At 42.2% G+C, this 15,349-nt stretch carries 14 protein-coding genes; 9 read left to right on the top strand and 5 right to left on the bottom strand.

Translation table 11 applies throughout. The features are described from left to right. The first annotated feature begins 3 nt into the window (after positions 1 to 3). Positions 4 to 933 (top strand): diguanylate cyclase, encoded by a 930-nt coding sequence (locus C9I43_RS00155; RefSeq protein WP_107881349.1) that lies wholly within the window; start codon positions 4 to 6, stop codon positions 931 to 933. 262 nt (positions 934 to 1,195) lie between these two features. Here C9I43_RS00155 and C9I43_RS00160 read toward each other — a convergent pair whose 3' ends face one another. Further along, on the bottom strand, positions 1,196 to 1,774 hold the full coding sequence (locus C9I43_RS00160; protein WP_086903633.1) for a recombinase family protein: 579 nt from the start codon (positions 1,772 to 1,774) through the stop codon (positions 1,196 to 1,198). A 159-nt stretch (positions 1,775 to 1,933) separates the two neighbouring features. On the opposite strand from C9I43_RS00160, the gene C9I43_RS00165 reads away from it, so the two are divergent. Genes C9I43_RS00165 through C9I43_RS00175 form a run of 3 tightly spaced genes read left to right on the top strand, consistent with a single transcriptional unit; the run spans position 1,934 to position 8,920 of the window. Continuing rightward, on the top strand, positions 1,934 to 4,918 hold the full coding sequence (locus tag C9I43_RS00165; RefSeq protein ID WP_043495657.1) for a Tn3 family transposase: 2,985 nt from the start codon (positions 1,934 to 1,936) through the stop codon (positions 4,916 to 4,918). A 37-nt stretch (positions 4,919 to 4,955) separates the two neighbouring features. Beyond that, entirely contained in the window at positions 4,956 to 8,015 is a 3,060-nt protein-coding gene (locus C9I43_RS00170; RefSeq protein ID WP_107881351.1) for a Tn3 family transposase, read from the top strand. Between the two features lie 29 nt (positions 8,016 to 8,044). Next, on the top strand, positions 8,045 to 8,920 hold the full coding sequence (locus C9I43_RS00175) for a tetratricopeptide repeat protein (protein ID WP_181317832.1): 876 nt from the start codon (positions 8,045 to 8,047) through the stop codon (positions 8,918 to 8,920). A 282-nt stretch (positions 8,921 to 9,202) separates the two neighbouring features. Here C9I43_RS00175 and C9I43_RS00180 read toward each other — a convergent pair whose 3' ends face one another. Next, entirely contained in the window at positions 9,203 to 10,294 is a 1,092-nt protein-coding gene (locus C9I43_RS00180) for a ParB family protein (RefSeq protein WP_107881353.1), read from the bottom strand. Beyond that, positions 10,294 to 11,493 (bottom strand): ParA family protein, encoded by a 1,200-nt coding sequence (locus tag C9I43_RS00185; protein WP_107881355.1) that lies wholly within the window; start codon positions 11,491 to 11,493, stop codon positions 10,294 to 10,296. The genes C9I43_RS00180 and C9I43_RS00185 overlap by 1 nt, the downstream gene beginning before the upstream one ends. 165 nt (positions 11,494 to 11,658) lie before the next feature. Between C9I43_RS00185 and C9I43_RS00190 the strand changes: the two genes are divergently transcribed. Beyond that, positions 11,659 to 11,889: a hypothetical protein gene (locus C9I43_RS00190; protein ID WP_011979537.1), complete on the top strand. Its 231-nt coding sequence runs from the start codon at positions 11,659 to 11,661 to the stop codon at positions 11,887 to 11,889. 661 nt (positions 11,890 to 12,550) lie between these two features. Here C9I43_RS00190 and C9I43_RS00195 read toward each other — a convergent pair. Both C9I43_RS00195 and C9I43_RS00205 read right to left on the bottom strand, forming a co-directional pair. Then, positions 12,551 to 13,282, bottom strand: coding sequence for a hypothetical protein (locus C9I43_RS00195; protein WP_012197907.1), 732 nt, complete (start codon positions 13,280 to 13,282; stop codon positions 12,551 to 12,553). A 446-nt stretch (positions 13,283 to 13,728) separates the two neighbouring features. Then, entirely contained in the window at positions 13,729 to 13,911 is a 183-nt protein-coding gene (locus tag C9I43_RS00205) for a ribbon-helix-helix domain-containing protein (RefSeq protein WP_012197906.1), read from the bottom strand. Positions 13,912 to 14,030: 119 nt separating this feature from the next. Here C9I43_RS00205 and C9I43_RS00210 point away from each other — a divergent pair, with 119 nt between their 5' ends. The 4 genes from C9I43_RS00210 (at position 14,031) to traL (ending at position 15,322) form a co-directional block, all read left to right on the top strand. After that, the gene (locus tag C9I43_RS00210) at positions 14,031 to 14,288 is read left to right on the top strand and encodes a hypothetical protein (RefSeq protein ID WP_012197905.1); all 258 of its coding nucleotides are present in this window, start codon (positions 14,031 to 14,033) and stop codon (positions 14,286 to 14,288) included. Between the two features lie 101 nt (positions 14,289 to 14,389). Next, positions 14,390 to 14,578 (top strand): TraY domain-containing protein, encoded by a 189-nt coding sequence (locus C9I43_RS00215; protein ID WP_012588990.1) that lies wholly within the window; start codon positions 14,390 to 14,392, stop codon positions 14,576 to 14,578. 63 nt (positions 14,579 to 14,641) lie between these two features. Then, positions 14,642 to 15,016 (top strand): hypothetical protein, encoded by a 375-nt coding sequence (locus C9I43_RS00220; RefSeq protein WP_012197904.1) that lies wholly within the window; start codon positions 14,642 to 14,644, stop codon positions 15,014 to 15,016. Positions 15,017 to 15,019: 3 nt separating this feature from the next. Then, positions 15,020 to 15,322 (top strand): type IV conjugative transfer system protein TraL, encoded by a 303-nt coding sequence (gene traL, locus C9I43_RS00225; protein WP_006087326.1) that lies wholly within the window; start codon positions 15,020 to 15,022, stop codon positions 15,320 to 15,322. Positions 15,323 to 15,349 lie beyond the last annotated feature (27 nt).

Consider the following 15,349-nt stretch of genomic DNA (forward strand, 5'->3'; position numbering starts at 1 on the left):
TATATGTCAGTTGACACTATACCAAATGTAGCTATCAGCCAATTCCCTGCAACCATTTTAGTTGTCGATGATCAACCTATTAATATTCAGATTGTCTTTCAGGTTTTAGGCAACGAGTACAATATTCTGATGGCCACAAGCGGCAAACAGGCAATAAAAGTTTGCCACGACAGTCGGCCTGATCTCATTTTGTTAGATGTAGTAATGCCTGAGCAGGATGGATTAGAAACATGCAGGCAATTAAAAGCCGATAAACAACTGGCAGATATCCCGGTCATATTCGTCACAGGCTTGCAGCATGAAACGGATGAAGATGCCTGCTGGGATGCAGGTGGCGTCGATTTTATTCAAAAGCCATTTAATACAAATACATTACGTAACCGGGTAAAGGCTCACTTAGCCCTGAAAAGACAAGCTGACTTACTGCGTTCTCTCGCTTATCTGGATGGGTTAACCGGTATTTATAACCGCCGCTATTTTGATAACGTTTTATCAATCCAACTTGCCCAACATAGACGTAAACTGAGTCCTCTTGCAGTATTGATGATTGATATCGACTACTTTAAGAAATATAACGATACGTTTGGCCACTTAGCAGGAGATGATGCTTTACGTAAAGTGGCCAGTGCCCTAAAGCATAACGGGCGACAGGCTGACACGGTCGCCCGCTATGGAGGTGAAGAATTTGTAGTGTTGCTAGCCGATACCGATATAAATGGCGCAGTAACCGTGGCAAAAAAGATGCTGCATCATGTATTGGAATTAGATATCGCACACCCCCAAACTCCCGCCACCAAACTGAGCATCAGTGTTGGCATTGCCGTCGCCGATGAAGCGAAAGGCTACGATAGTAATATTATAGAACTGGCAGACCAGCAGCTGTATTTAAGTAAACAACGTGGTCGTAATACCTATTCGGTTGTACTAGCGTGAGGTCTGGCAAACCTATTACCAAAAAATTACTATCTATGAGTGATTAATTTTAAACTCTGTTGTTACCATGATTTTTACAGCATAATATTGAAACCGGCCAAGATAATTTACACAGAATACTGGGACCATAACCCGCTGCGCTGCTCATCGCCCTTACACTAACGTTCTGCTAACGACTAATAGCGGACTTTAATACCTGCACATTGTAATATCCGCTTCTGGCACTGAGCAGACTGTCAACGCTGGAATCTTGGGTCTGGGATTATTGCTTACCTGCCTTTACCCGAAGAATTGTTTGCCGGGTGGTATTAAACTCCCGGGCAATGGCGCTGATACTGACCCCGGTGTTAATGCGTTCAATCACAGAAAGTTGCTGTTCTTCATTCAGTGTGGAAGGACGGCCAAACCGCTTTCCTGCCGCTTTTGCCCTCGCAATACCTGAATGTGTGCGCTCAAGCAACAGATCCCGCTCAAATTCCGCCACCGCTGAAATAACCTGCATAGTCATTCTCCCGGCAGCACTTGTCAGATCAACACCTCCGAGCGCAAGGCAGTGAACTCGAATATCTGACGCAGCCAGTTGCTCAACTGTTTTTCTTATATCCATGGCATTACGCCCAAGACGGTCCAGCTTGGTGACAATCAGCACGTCGCCATTTTCCATGCGATCAAGCAGTCGGGTGAAGCCTGGTCGTTCACCGGCGGCAACCGAACCGCTGATATGTTCTTCAATCAGTCGCTGGGGCCGGACGGTAAAACCGGCAGCCTCGATTTCTCTGCTCTGATTTTCGGTGGTCTGATCCAGGGTAGAGACCCGGCAGTAAGCAAAAACACGTGACATAGTGATATTTTATGTACGAAATGGATGTACGAATCATAACGCATGTACGAAATGAATTTCACTTACTTTCGGACAGATTTGCAGAGTAGTGTACGAAACCGACCGGTTTCGGTCAGGGCAAGAAATAACGTAAATAAACTATATGCAGAGGAAGCATTTATGCCACGGAGACAAATACTCAGTAGTGAAGAAAAAGAACGCTTGTTGGTTGTGCCGGAAGATGACGTTCTTCTGACGCGCATGTGCTTTTTGAACGAACATGACCTCGCGCTTATTAATAAACATCGCAGACCAGCTAACCGCCTGGGCTTTGCTGTTTTACTTTGCTATTTGCGAGGGCCAGGATTTCCACCCGACAATAATGAGTCCCCTCACTACGGGGTTGTTTCCCGGCTTGCGGCTCATTTGAAACTTCAGCCTGATCTGTGGGCAGAGTATGCATCAAGAGAGGTCACCCGCTGGGAACATCTGGCTGAACTCTACCGCTACCTTGAATTATCCCCCTTCAGCCGGGCGCTGCAAAAAAACTGTATTCGCCACCTTTATCCCCACGCCATGCGGACAGACAGAGGTTTTTTACTTGCGGAAGAAATGCTCTCCTGGCTCCACAGTAATAAGATTATTTTCCCCTCTGTTGAGGTGATCGAACGAACCCTTGCTGAAGCAACAACGCTTGCTGACAGAGCGGTTTTTTCTGCGCTGACCGAGCAGCTTGAACCGGGGCAAAAAGCGGCACTGGACCGCCTGCTGGTATCTGAGGGTGAACAACCTTCACGGCTGGCCTGGTTGCTTCAGCCTCCGGGAAAAATAAACGGCAAAAATGTCCTGCAACATATCGACAGGTTAAATGCGATAGAGTCGCTGGCACTGCCTGACGGTATTGCGCTTTCCGTGCATCAGAACCGGCTCCTGAAACTCGCACGCGAAGGCAGGAAAATGAGTAGCCGGGACCTGGCAAAATTCACGGATGTTCGCCGTTATGCCTCGCTGGTTTGTATCATATCGGAAGCCAGAGCCACCCTGACTGATGAAGTTATTGATCTGCACGAGCGTATTCTGGGCAGTCTGTTCAGCAGGGCAAAACGCACTCAGGCCGAGCGGCTCCAGCAAACGGGAAAGCTGATTCAGAGTAAACTGAAGCAATACGTTACCGTCGGGCAGGCCTTACTTAACGCCAGAGAGTCTGGGGAAGATCCCTGGGCCGCAATAGAAGACGTGCTTCCCTGGCAGGAATTCATCAACAGCGTGGAAGAGACGCGGTTCCTGTCACGTAAGGACAACTTCGATCCGTTGCATCTGATCACAGAAAAATACAGTACGCTGCGTAAATACGCGCCCCGGATGCTGTCAGCGTTGCAGTTCAGGGCTGCTCCCGCTGCAATGCAGCTCGGTGACGCGCTGGATACCGTCAAAGAGATGTATCGAAAGCAACTCCGAAAAGTACCACCTTCCGCACCAATCGGTTTCATCCCGGAAAGCTGGAGAAAAGTTGTGATTACCCCCACCGGCATTGACCGAAAATATTACGAATTTTGCGTGCTGAATGAGCTGAAGGGAGCATTACGTTCTGGCGATATCTGGGTAAAGGGATCACGCCGTTACAGGAATTTCGATGATTATCTGATCCCGTCCGGCGATTTTGAAAAATCACTCAAGGATAACCAGTTACCCCTTGCTGTTCCGGGCGATTGCCATGAATACATTGAGAGCCGTTTGACGCTTCTGGCATCGCGCCTGGAGGAAGTTAATGCAATGGCGCTGGCCGGTGATTTACCCGATGTTGATATATCGGATAAAGGCGTGAAAATTACCCCGCTGGATAATAGTGTTCCTTCAACAGCATCCCCTTTTGGCGATCTGGTTTACGGCATGCTACCTCATCCTAAAATTACTGAAATGCTGGATGAAGTGGACGGCTGGACTGGTTTTACCCGCCATTTCACCCATCTCAAGAACAATCACATCAGACCTAAAGACAGAAAGTTGTTACTGACCACCATTCTTGCCGATGGGATCAACCTTGGGCTGACAAAAATGGCCGAATCCTGTCCGGGAACGACAAAATCGTCACTCGAGGGCATTCAGGCCTGGTACATCAGGGATGAAACCTATTCAGCCGCGCTGGCCGAGTTGGTTAATGCGCAGAAAAAGCGGCCTCTGGCAGCATTCTGGGGCGATGGAACAACGTCATCGTCTGACGGACAGAACTTTCGGGTGGGGAGTCACGGGCGTTATGCGGGTCAGGTCAATCTGAAATACGGTCAGGAGCCAGGCGTGCAAATTTATACACATATTTCGGACCAGTACAGCCCGTTTTACACCAAAGTCATCAGCCGTGTTCGGGATTCAACACACGTACTTGATGGTCTGCTGTATCACGAAACCGATCTGGAAATTACAGAGCATTATACTGACACCGCAGGTTTCACTGAGCATGTTTTCGCGCTAATGCATCTGCTCGGATTCGCTTTTGCGCCAAGGATCCGGGATCTTCATGACAAGCGGCTGTTTATTCATGGGAAAGCTGAGTTGTATCCGGGGCTTCAGTCAATCATCTCCTCAACCAGCCTGAATCTGAAGGAAATTGAAACCCACTGGCATGAGGTACTGCGTCTGGCAAGTTCTATAAAGCAGGGAACGGTAACAGCATCACTGATGATGAAAAAGCTGGCCAGCTATCCTAAACAGAATGGTCTGGCAAAGGCTCTGAGGGAGGTTGGCCGCATAGAAAGGTCATTGTTTATGTTGGACTGGTTCCGGGATCCTTCGCTGCGTCGACGAGTACAGGCTGGGTTGAATAAAGGTGAGGCCCGTAATGCCCTTGCGCGAGCAGTCTTTATGCACCGGCTGGGGGAAATCAGAGATCGGGGACTGGAAAACCAGAGTTACCGGGCAAGTGGGTTGACATTGCTGACTGCGGCGATCTCGCTGTGGAATACGGTCTATATAGAAAGAGCGGTAGATTCATTGAGACGGAAAGGGATCGCGATTAATGAGCAACTGATTACCCATCTGTCACCGCTGGGATGGGAACATATCAACCTGAGCGGGGATTACGTCTGGAGAACAAACCTCAAACTGGGACAGGGTAAATACCGCGCATTACGCTCAGTGAATAGTAGTCTGTACAAAAAACAGGCTTAGCGTAGGATATTTTCCGTTTTCCAAGCGGACCCCATCTATTTTGTCAACTGATGAAATAGATGAACTGTTTGGATTACCTCATTTCTCAGATGATGATCGTCGATTATATTTTGACTTAAGTGCTAAAGAGCGCGAGCTATTCGACAATACCCGAACGTTTTCTGTGGCAGCCCATTTAGTATTGCAACTGGGCTATTTCAAAGCCAAACGGCAGTTTTTCAGTTATGAACAAGAATCGTCAGTACTAAATGACTTGGATTACATTGCCGCGCTGTACTTTCCCACCAAAACGCTTTCAAGGCTGAAAAGTCCCTCAAGACCGATTAGGGCTGAACAACAACGAGCAATTCTTGATTTATTCCAGTATAAACAATGTGATAATGAGGTAAAAGTTGATTTGGAAGATAAAGCACAGCGGGTTGCGATGCTATCGACACAACCTATCTTTATCTTTCGTGAATTAACCCAATACTTAGCATTACACCGTATTGTCATGCCCAGTTATCGGTATATGCAAGAGATGATTGGTAGAGTGGTGGCTTATGAACGCACCCGTATTGCTCGATTACTTAGCACTTGCATGACTTCACTTATCGATCAGCAATTAGCGGCTTTGCTTCGGGCTGAGTCAGGAGTATTTCGCGTCAGCGCATTAAAACATGAAGCTAAAGATTTCAGTTATAAAGAATTGCGACATGAAGTCGCACGGCGGCAGTTTTTCCAGCCTCTACATGAGTTTGCCAAGCAGTTCCTCATAACAGCGGGGATCTCCAATGAAAGCGGCAAGTATTATGCTTCTATGGTTAAGTTTTATACCACTTATAAACTTCAACGCATGAAAAAAGAGACTGCTCAGTTATATCTGCTGTTTTTTGCTTTTCATCGGTTTCAGCAAATTAATGACAACTTAATTGAAGCATTGCTCCATTGGGTCGATCAATACGAGAAACAGGCCAAGCGTGCCGCTGAAGAAGCAATGAATAATGCGGTTACCAATGCAGCGAAAAATTTACAGGCTGCGGGTCATGTATTGAGCCTGTTTACGGATGACACCATCACCGATGACACACCTTTTTCCATTATTAAAGAAAAAGCCTATGCATTGCTTGAACAAGAGAGATTCCCATTAGTTGCTGATTACTTACGCAATATTGCTTTCGACAAAACGGCATTTGAATGGTTACATTACACAAAATTATCCGCCACATTCAAACGTAACTTAAGGCAACTTTTTACTGATCTGGATTTTGCCGGACGTGTAGAAGACTCTCCTTTGCTTGAAGCTATCGGTTTTTTACAAAACTTGTTACGCACAGAAAAATCACCAAGGCAAACTGATCCTAATGCATTTCCGACTGAGATTATTCCTAAAGGTTTACGCCGATATTTGTTTAGTAAAGAGGGTAAAACATTTAAAACGCTAGATGTAGATCGCTATGAGTTTTTGGTCTATCGCCTACTACGCAACTCACTGGAAGCGGGTGATGTGTACGTTAAACATAGTAATGAATTTCGCCGCTTTGAAGATGACTTAATAAGCGATCTTAGATGGCAGGATAAAGAACGAGTATTGCAAGATATTGGTGCACCCATTTTATTGGCCCCTATCCAAGATACTCTGGCTGTATTTCATACTATGCTAGCAGCACGTTATAGTGCGATTAACCAACATATTTCTGATGGGGTCAACAAACATATTAAAGTAATTGGGGCTGCCGAAAAGCGTCGTTGGAAGCTGCTTTATCCGAGCAGTGATGAATCCGTTAATAGCGATTTTTACAGCCAGTTACCAGGAATTGGTATTGCGGATCTACTGTGGTTTGTTGCGGGTAATACTGGATTTTTAAATGCATTTACCCATGTATTAGATCGTTATGTAAAGCATGAAGCTGATCCCCGTGAAATTTTCGCCTGTATTGTTGCGATGGGAACAAACATGGGGTTAGCAAAAATGGCTGAGGTTTCAGGCCTTAGCTCAGCATCAATGGCGGGGACGTCTAGAAATTATCTACGCTTGGAGACGTTGCGAGCGGCTAATGATGCGATTAGTAATGCAACCAGCCAGCTACCCGCATTTCATCTCTATGATATTCAGGACTCGCTCCATTCAAGTAGCGATGGCCAGCGGATGGAAACGCAAATTAACACCCTTAACGCTCGATATTCTCCTAAGTATTTTGGTTTACAGAAAGGTGTCAGCGCCTACACGTTGGTCGCAAATCATGTTCCTATAAATGCAAAGATTATTGGGACTCACGAACATGAAAGCCATTACGTTTTCGATTTATTGCATAACAATACCTCTGATATAAAGCCAGAACGGCATTCCACTGACACCCATGGCACCAATCAGGTTAATTTTTGGATTTTGCATGCATTTGGATATCATTTTGCACCTCGTTATCGTGATTTGCATAAGAAAATGGATACGTTAGTCGGCTCACAACATCCCAATGAGTGTGGTGACTGGCTAATAAAGCCTGCCCGAAAAACCAACGATGAATTGATTGAACGTGAATGGCCCAATATTCAACGTATCATGGCATCGCTAGCTCAAAAAGATGTTACTCAAGCCACGATTGTTCGCAAACTCTCGAGTTATTCGCGTCAGAATCAGACCAAGAAAGCATTATGGGAGTTGGAAAACATATGCCGAACGCTATACATTCTCGATTTTGTCGACGATGTTGGCTTACGTCAATGTGTACAAAAAGCATTAAATCGTGGTGAAGCCTATCATCGTCTCAGGCGAGCAGTTGCATTTGTTAACGGTGGAAAATTCAGAGTAAAAACGGAAGAGGAGCAACAAATTTGGAATGATTGCTCTCGGCTCATCACCAACGCGGTCATTTACTACAACACAGTGTTGCTATCTCGTGTCTATGAACAGAAGCAAAAAGTAGGTGATCAAAACGCACTGGCTCAGCTTCACAGTATTTCGCCCGTTGCATGGCAGCACATCAATATGTATGGCAATTTTGAGTTTAGTCCATCAACCTCAAAAATAGATATCGATGCATTGGTTGCTCGATATGCTGAACCAGAATATTGGCAGCAAGCCTTGACGGATAGTGAGACGCCAAGCGTTGATTTTTAGAGTAATTAATATGAAGAGCAGAAATGATTATGAAATTTGAAAAGCACAACTATCTATTTTTATTAGTATTATGTTGCAGTTCTTTTGCTTTGACTGGAAACGAGTTAAATAAAGATATCATCCAATCAGCACAAAATGGGGATGCCACTTCCTCACTGATACTTGGACGAGCTTATGAATTGGGTAACGGGGTAAAACAAGATTTAAGTAATGCATTTAAATGGTATTTAATATCTGCTGAAAAAGGTGATGTGAACGCTCAGATCATCGTTGCAACAAAATATGCAACAGGCGACGGAATAGTTGAAAATTTAGGGCAGGCTTTTAAATGGTACTTAAAGGCCGCTCAACAAGGACTTCCAGAAGCACAAAATATAGTCGGCAGAATGTATGCCGCTGGTGATGGCATAGAGAGAGATTTTTCAAAATCTTTTTTATGGCACTTAAAAGCCGCGGGGCAAGGTAATATTTACTCTCAGTTAGCTATAGGAACCATGTATGCATCAGCTGTTGGTGTGGAAAAAGATCAAACACGTGCTTTAGCATGGTTTCTAAAAGCAGCAGAGCAAGGAAGTGATATCGCTGAAAAAATTGTTGGCGATACTTATAACTTTGGCTATGGAGTTCCAATAGATTGGAGTAAAGCACATTTTTGGTATTTAAAATCAGCTAGACAAGGAAATCTAGAAGCGCAAAAGGCACTTGGATTTCTCTATGTTCTTGGACAAGGAACCGAACAGGACTTTAAAAATGGCTATGCATGGTTCTCTATTGCTGCAACTGGAGGAGATGTAGAGTCTATTAATTATAGAGATGAAACAGCTAAAAACTTGTCGACTCAACAGCTTAATGAGGCTCAGCAATTATCTAGCAAGCTGTATGAGGAATTATCGAATTCGAGATAACCCGTTTCGAGCTAACTTTACATATTTGGCGCGTTGGGCAAATTTAGCCATGTAGAAATGGGTAGCTGAGATTCTGGAATTTTTCACCACTGAAAAATTTCAATTCTTTCTAGCTTATATGTACACCTCGATCTGAAGTCATGTACCGCGAATAAAACGATAGCAGTAGATAATTTGAAGTTATCTACTGCTATAAATAGGCAATATTTAAAATGTGGCTAAGGCGTTTTAGTATGTAATAAGTGTACTGTACGTATTACGTACCAAGACCGAATCAATAATCTAAGATGTTGTGTTAAATTTATTTTTTTTCAAAACATCTGCAATAGCAACATCTAACTGCTGTTGAATATCTAAAGACAATCGTCCAAATTCATAAGCAAAGTTTCGCCCTTTAATACGCTTTCTTGCATAAATGCCAGAACTATCAAATGTTGCAAGATTAGTAACACTAACCAGTGCTTTATTCTTCATATCCTTAGCGATCTGAAGTTCTGCTTTTATCGCTTTGATGATAGCTGATTTACGTTCTTCCCTTGAATATTCAGCCTGAATAATGACAACTTTTTTAGTCAAATCCTTGATGAATAATAGTAATTCATCTTCAAATTCATATACTTCCATAACGTTATTCAGCAAAGCGTAGTCAGTATGTGACAAGTCATTAGCCACAGGAAAAAGCTTTACCAAACGTTCATCGACCTTAGCGGCTTTTAAAGCTTTACTCACACCAGCCTGACTCATTCCAAGTTGAGCAGCTACTTCAGCCTGTGTAATCTTAGGATTCGCTTTTTCCAAAGATAAGCATTGTTGGCCAATCTCACGTAGGTTATGTTCTTTTGCGGTTTGGAGCTGTTTAGCTAGAGCTTTAGCATCTGAAAGTGAAATATCATCTTTAGTTACCAGTATGCGAAATATATCAACTTCACCATTTTGCAGTAAAAACCAAGCTCTGCGTCGAGAACCATCTAGCACATCGAGTTTACCATTCACTTCTCTAGCGACTGCTGGATAAAATTGCTGGAAGGCTAATGAGTCGAGATCTTGTAGAGAATCTGCATTTAATAATGCCTGGTCACGCCCGTTAACATCGAAAGTCACATAGGTACTATCGCGAACTTGTTCATATGATAACGTTGCTTCGGTAAATGTAGCGGTAGCACCAGAAGCTAATTGCCATAAGAAGCTTTTACCTACAGATTCAAGACCAAATAGATTTTGAAGAGATAACGTAACATCTTCACTTACTTTTTCTATTTCAGTTGTAATTTGGCGTTTTAAAGACTCAATATTAGCTTTGGCTGCATTTATTTGTGCTTCTTCGGCACCAACTGCATTACCTAGAGGGCTCATTACCCCACGTTTTTTAGCCATTATGCTTGCTCCTGTTCACGCCAGACGTTCACAATATCTCTTAGGACTTGGCTGGTTACTTCATAACAATTTTGCTGTGCACTTTGAAAAGTCGCTTTACTCTTAGGGTATTCACTCTTAGACATATCAAACACGGTAGAAAGCAACGAAGATGACTGACGAATAGCTTCACTATGTTTAAATTCATTTGAGTACATATAAGGCGCAAAATGATCGTATAAACTATTCATTAGATCGGTTGTAGTAGCGCTATCACGATGATTTGTAATTAAAATCTTCATAAAATCATAACCATGATGATTAGCATTAGCCAATAAAGCCCACACTTGAGGGATATAACTAAAATAGGAACAAGTAGCATCAATGTCGTTTTCTGTGATGGACAACGGGAAAACTACACTGGTAGCGGCAAAATATGCATTATAAGTTGCATACCCTAATGAGGGAGGGGTATCGATAATGATGATATCAAATTCATCTTGAACAGCATTGATGATCGTGTTCAAAAGAGAGTAAGGAGACTTTAACTTTTGACCAAATACTTGTTCATGAAACCAACCTTCAATAGCTCTATCACTTTGTGATGCCGGCAAAATACGGAGATTAGGTATAGTTGTAGGTAAGAATGCGTTTGAAACGACTTGTTCAAGAGTCTCACCTTCATCTAGATCAAAATTATTCATCATGAGATCGCCAACAGATAAACAACCTTCTAGATCCGCTTCTGGTGCGTAATACATGGACAAAGTAGCTTGACCATCCATATCGATAAGGCCTACCCGATACTCTTGATGAAACTCTGTAGCCAAGCCTGAAGCGATTGTTGCGGCAGAAACGGTTTTACCAACACCACCTTTTTGATTTTGTATAACAATAACCTGCATTTTTTGGTTATCACTGCGCTTAAATTTAGATGCTTTACGCAAGTTTTCTGGCAGCAAATCTCGTAACTGATACATTTCTTCTATGTTGATTAGCCATTGAGAATCTTCATGCCGCCTTGGATCAAAATCTGCTGTAGATACATATTTATCAAGTGTTTTTGCGTCAATGTCCAAATAGGTAAAGGCTTCCGCACGCGTAAATTTTCGCAACTCTTTCCGGTGATTTGACAATAACCGTTGGTTACGTCGCTTAATATAGGCATCAGCCCCCATTTTAAGCACTTGAAAAGTCTCTGTAGCCTGCATGCTATCCATGAAATTCTCCTTAAATAATTAAATATAAGTGTATACCTTAATATTTAAGGTGTATACTTATATTCGATGGAATTTCTATTTTAAAGGTAAAAGTACCCGAATTTGGTCAGACTGTTAATGTGGCCAAACAACAAAATACGGTAGTTGAGGGTATTGAAATGAGAAATGATGAATAAAAATACGGCCAATGATGATGGTCAAGATCATCACTGGCCTGTGCCACAACTTAGGATAAAGGTAACTAAACTTATGTCACAATTTCAGTATAACCAAATTGAAAAAGCGCGTCTAATCGACTTACCAATGATCCCATCGGGATTGTTGATTCAATGGTTAGTAACGAAACCTGATTGGTTACAACAGCGAGTATTTAAACAACTAACACTTCAACAATAAACCATAGAGAGCAGGGATTAAGTTCCTGCTCTTTAATGCTAGGTCTAAATACCTTTATAAATTTTTAACCTTTCTTACTTCGCTCATATTCAAGTGAACTTACAATAAAATGGTTCAACCATTTTATTGTAAGATCAACTCCTCTTGCTTTTGGAAATCTCAGTTTTACTCCGTTTCTTCGCCACTTTGGCACTTAGCTTGCAAATTCCTTCTGCTAGACGCTTTTTTCTTTAGCGACTTACTATACAGCGCGTTTGAATTTTAACGGTCGTAGACAAAATTAACTTACAGCACTGTTTTTAGATATCGCCCCTAGCGTTAGCTAGGAATTGGCGAGGCATTATGCATTTAGTGGATTTATCCACTGCTTTTGATTCCTTTTAATAAGTTATCTTTTACTAATAAGTAAGCTCTTAAAAGAAAAAAGCTTTTGGACTCCCGAATTTTACTCCTTTTTCTTACTCCCAATTTAATAAGGATATACATACCTTATCCACAAGAGCTACGAACCTATGAGAAAAACATACGAATTAACGTCAATCGCTAACAGAGAGAGATGAAAATTTAGTGAAATGTAAGCCTTTAACTAGCAAAATTAGCTGTTATTTATCGTTGGGGTAGGGAAGGGCGCCGCCATATGACGGTAAGCTTAAAATAGCGATTAATGCGTACTGGGGGGATTAACGTTAGAGGAGAAAAACATATCCGCTGTAAATCGTTGCCTCAATGGCAGCTGACGCTTGAAGCAGCGCCACGTAAACGATAAACCATTATCAAGAGCTTTCTGATACGAAAACTTAATTTGCGCTCTTATATCATCGGAATAAACACCAATCGATTGTAAAAATTGAGGTGATAGCCACTTATAAGCAGCGCGAGAACGAATAGTACCTTCTTCGTCAGCTTTTTTAACTTCTTGAACCAGGTAGACGCCTGCAAGTTTAAGCATATCGATAAAGCGATACCAAGTTGAGCTTGGTATCGCTTCACCCCAGCGCTTAGCGTGAGCAAGCATGAGTGCATCATGGCTGGTAGGATCGAACCCTATGTTTTTAGCTTTACCCACTTGGCCGCTCATAAGATCGCATGTAGTTATCAATGTAACTGATATCTCAAATAGCTTTCGCTTAGTACGTTCAGACATAGTTCGTGATACGCCACCATTATCAACGTCTAACTTTCGGCTATAAATCAGCCGGCGCGCATTGTTGATCACCACATTAAAATATCGAGGTAAACGGCTACCTTTAAGCTTAAAACCGTCAAGACTAGCTTTATAGGCATTAGAGCCCACATCATGCTTATTATTTTTTACATGAAGAGCAGCTGCGCGTTTTTCGTTGCGTAGTCTCTGACGCTTCTGACGTGCTTTATCTGCGTTAGATTTTTGCATGAGACACTACCACAATGCACTCACGAAAAGATGATCTCAAGATCAACTGACGCTGGCATATGGGGTTTAAGTGTCTTAAATTTTGGTGCTGCAAAGGTACGCAGCCATTGAAATAATTAGGCATTATATTGATTCCACATGTTTTAGGGCTGTTTGAATGGTTAGTTCAAACATTGCTGATCACTATAATCTTATCGATCGCAAAGATCAACGATCTTTCAATGGCTTGAATTTTAGGCACAAAAAAGCCGACCCATGTGGTAAGTCGGCTTCGTTGTCGAATGCTTCACGTTAGGGAACCACCCCCAACACACTCTAATTTTGAAAAATACACTACATAGAAAACTATGTAGTAGCGTGCTATGTAATGCACTTTTGCTTCAAAATCTACTTCGTATTTTAATAGCTCATCAAAAAAATTGCAAGGCCAATGCAAAACAGATCAACTATGCATCTGAATCGGGGTCGAATTGCAATTTATCCTTAACAGCCTCAACAGTTAAAGCTGTAATTGTTTGATATTTACCATCTTTTACAGCTTGGTCCATCAATTCCTTAAGCTTCTTTGGGCACCTAAACGTCACAAGCTCAGTTTTAGACGAAGTAGGAGGGTTATAATTTTTTTTCATAATAATTCATTTTGTATTGACCACCTTACTGTAATACAGTAAGTTTACTGTAATACAGTAATCTTGTAATTTTATTCATGATAGAACATATCGATTTTTCAATAAAGAAGTAAAAAAATATGCCTCTAAATAAAAGCGAGATCACTATTTTCCGTGAGTTGTTCCCAACTCTTACGCAACGGCAGCTAGAAGTAATGAAGGATTTTTCACTAGGAATGACACCATCTCAATTACAAGCCAAAGCAGACTGCTCGCGCACGGCAATTGAAAGGCACCTTGCCGATCTCAGAGCAGAATTTGGATGCACGTCATCTAATGAAATTAGAACTATCTTTTTAAATAAACTATTAATACAAGTATTACGTAACTCAATTTAAGTTTCATTTCAAGTTAGGAATTTCCTAACTAATAACGGTATCTGTTTTCACTTATTATCTTCGCCGCGATAGTCGCACAACTAGATATAAATGAGGATTACATGTCCGATGGAAAAATTAACAAAAATCACTCAAGAATAACAATTATTTTAACAGGTGAATATCACAATAAATTAGTTAATTCATGTGAACGTTCAGCACGTAGCAAACGAGCCGAAATACAGCTTCGAATTGAGCATAGTTTATTAAGTTTTGTTGATGCTCCGCCCAAACCAATTAAACAACAATGATCAAACAAGTAATTATAATTAATTACATAAGCCTCACCTAAATATATACAAAGGAAGTGTTATATGACAACTCTGACTCAGAAACAACCTAGCGCACAACAAACTGAAGTAAACGCAGAGATCCTAAGACTCGCAAAACATATACCTAGTAATAGAACCATTAACGTTATGCGCGTCGTCGGCATATTTATCGTTTGTGTGGTTGCTACTTTGATTATGTCTTGGGATGTGCATGCTGCAGATCCTTTTGCACCGGCTAAATCTGAAATTGTTGATACCGTTGGCACCGGCTCAACTGCACAGTTCGCCATTCTCGTAGTGGGTTTATGTGCCGCTGCGATTACTGGCTTTTTAACCAAAAACTGGGGAGCCGCTATTGGGGCTTTTGTCGTTGGTATGATCTTCGTCAACGTAGCCTTAAAGGTTGTAGGTCTATAGACCGTGGATAACCCCACTCAGTTTTTTAGCATCCCTAAACACCTCAACAACACCCCTACGTTATTAGGGTTTGCGATGGATGAACTTGTTCCTGCCTTAGTGTTTTTTGCCGTGTTATTCATGATGAATCACGCGCTCATTGGCATGGTACTAGCCTCTTCATGGTTTTTAGGGATGCGCAGAATGAAATCGCAATACGGCATGAGCGTATTACGCCTCACCGCTTATTGGTACGCCCCTGCAGAATTTAGCGCTTCATTTTTAAAACGAACACCTGCGGCATGTCGCCGCTACTGGTTACGTTAAATGATGTGAATTAGGGGGCCAATCCCC

The sequence above is a fragment of the Shewanella morhuae genome, assembly GCF_003028295.1.
In the GTDB taxonomy this organism is placed as follows: domain Bacteria; phylum Pseudomonadota; class Gammaproteobacteria; order Enterobacterales; family Shewanellaceae; genus Shewanella; species Shewanella morhuae.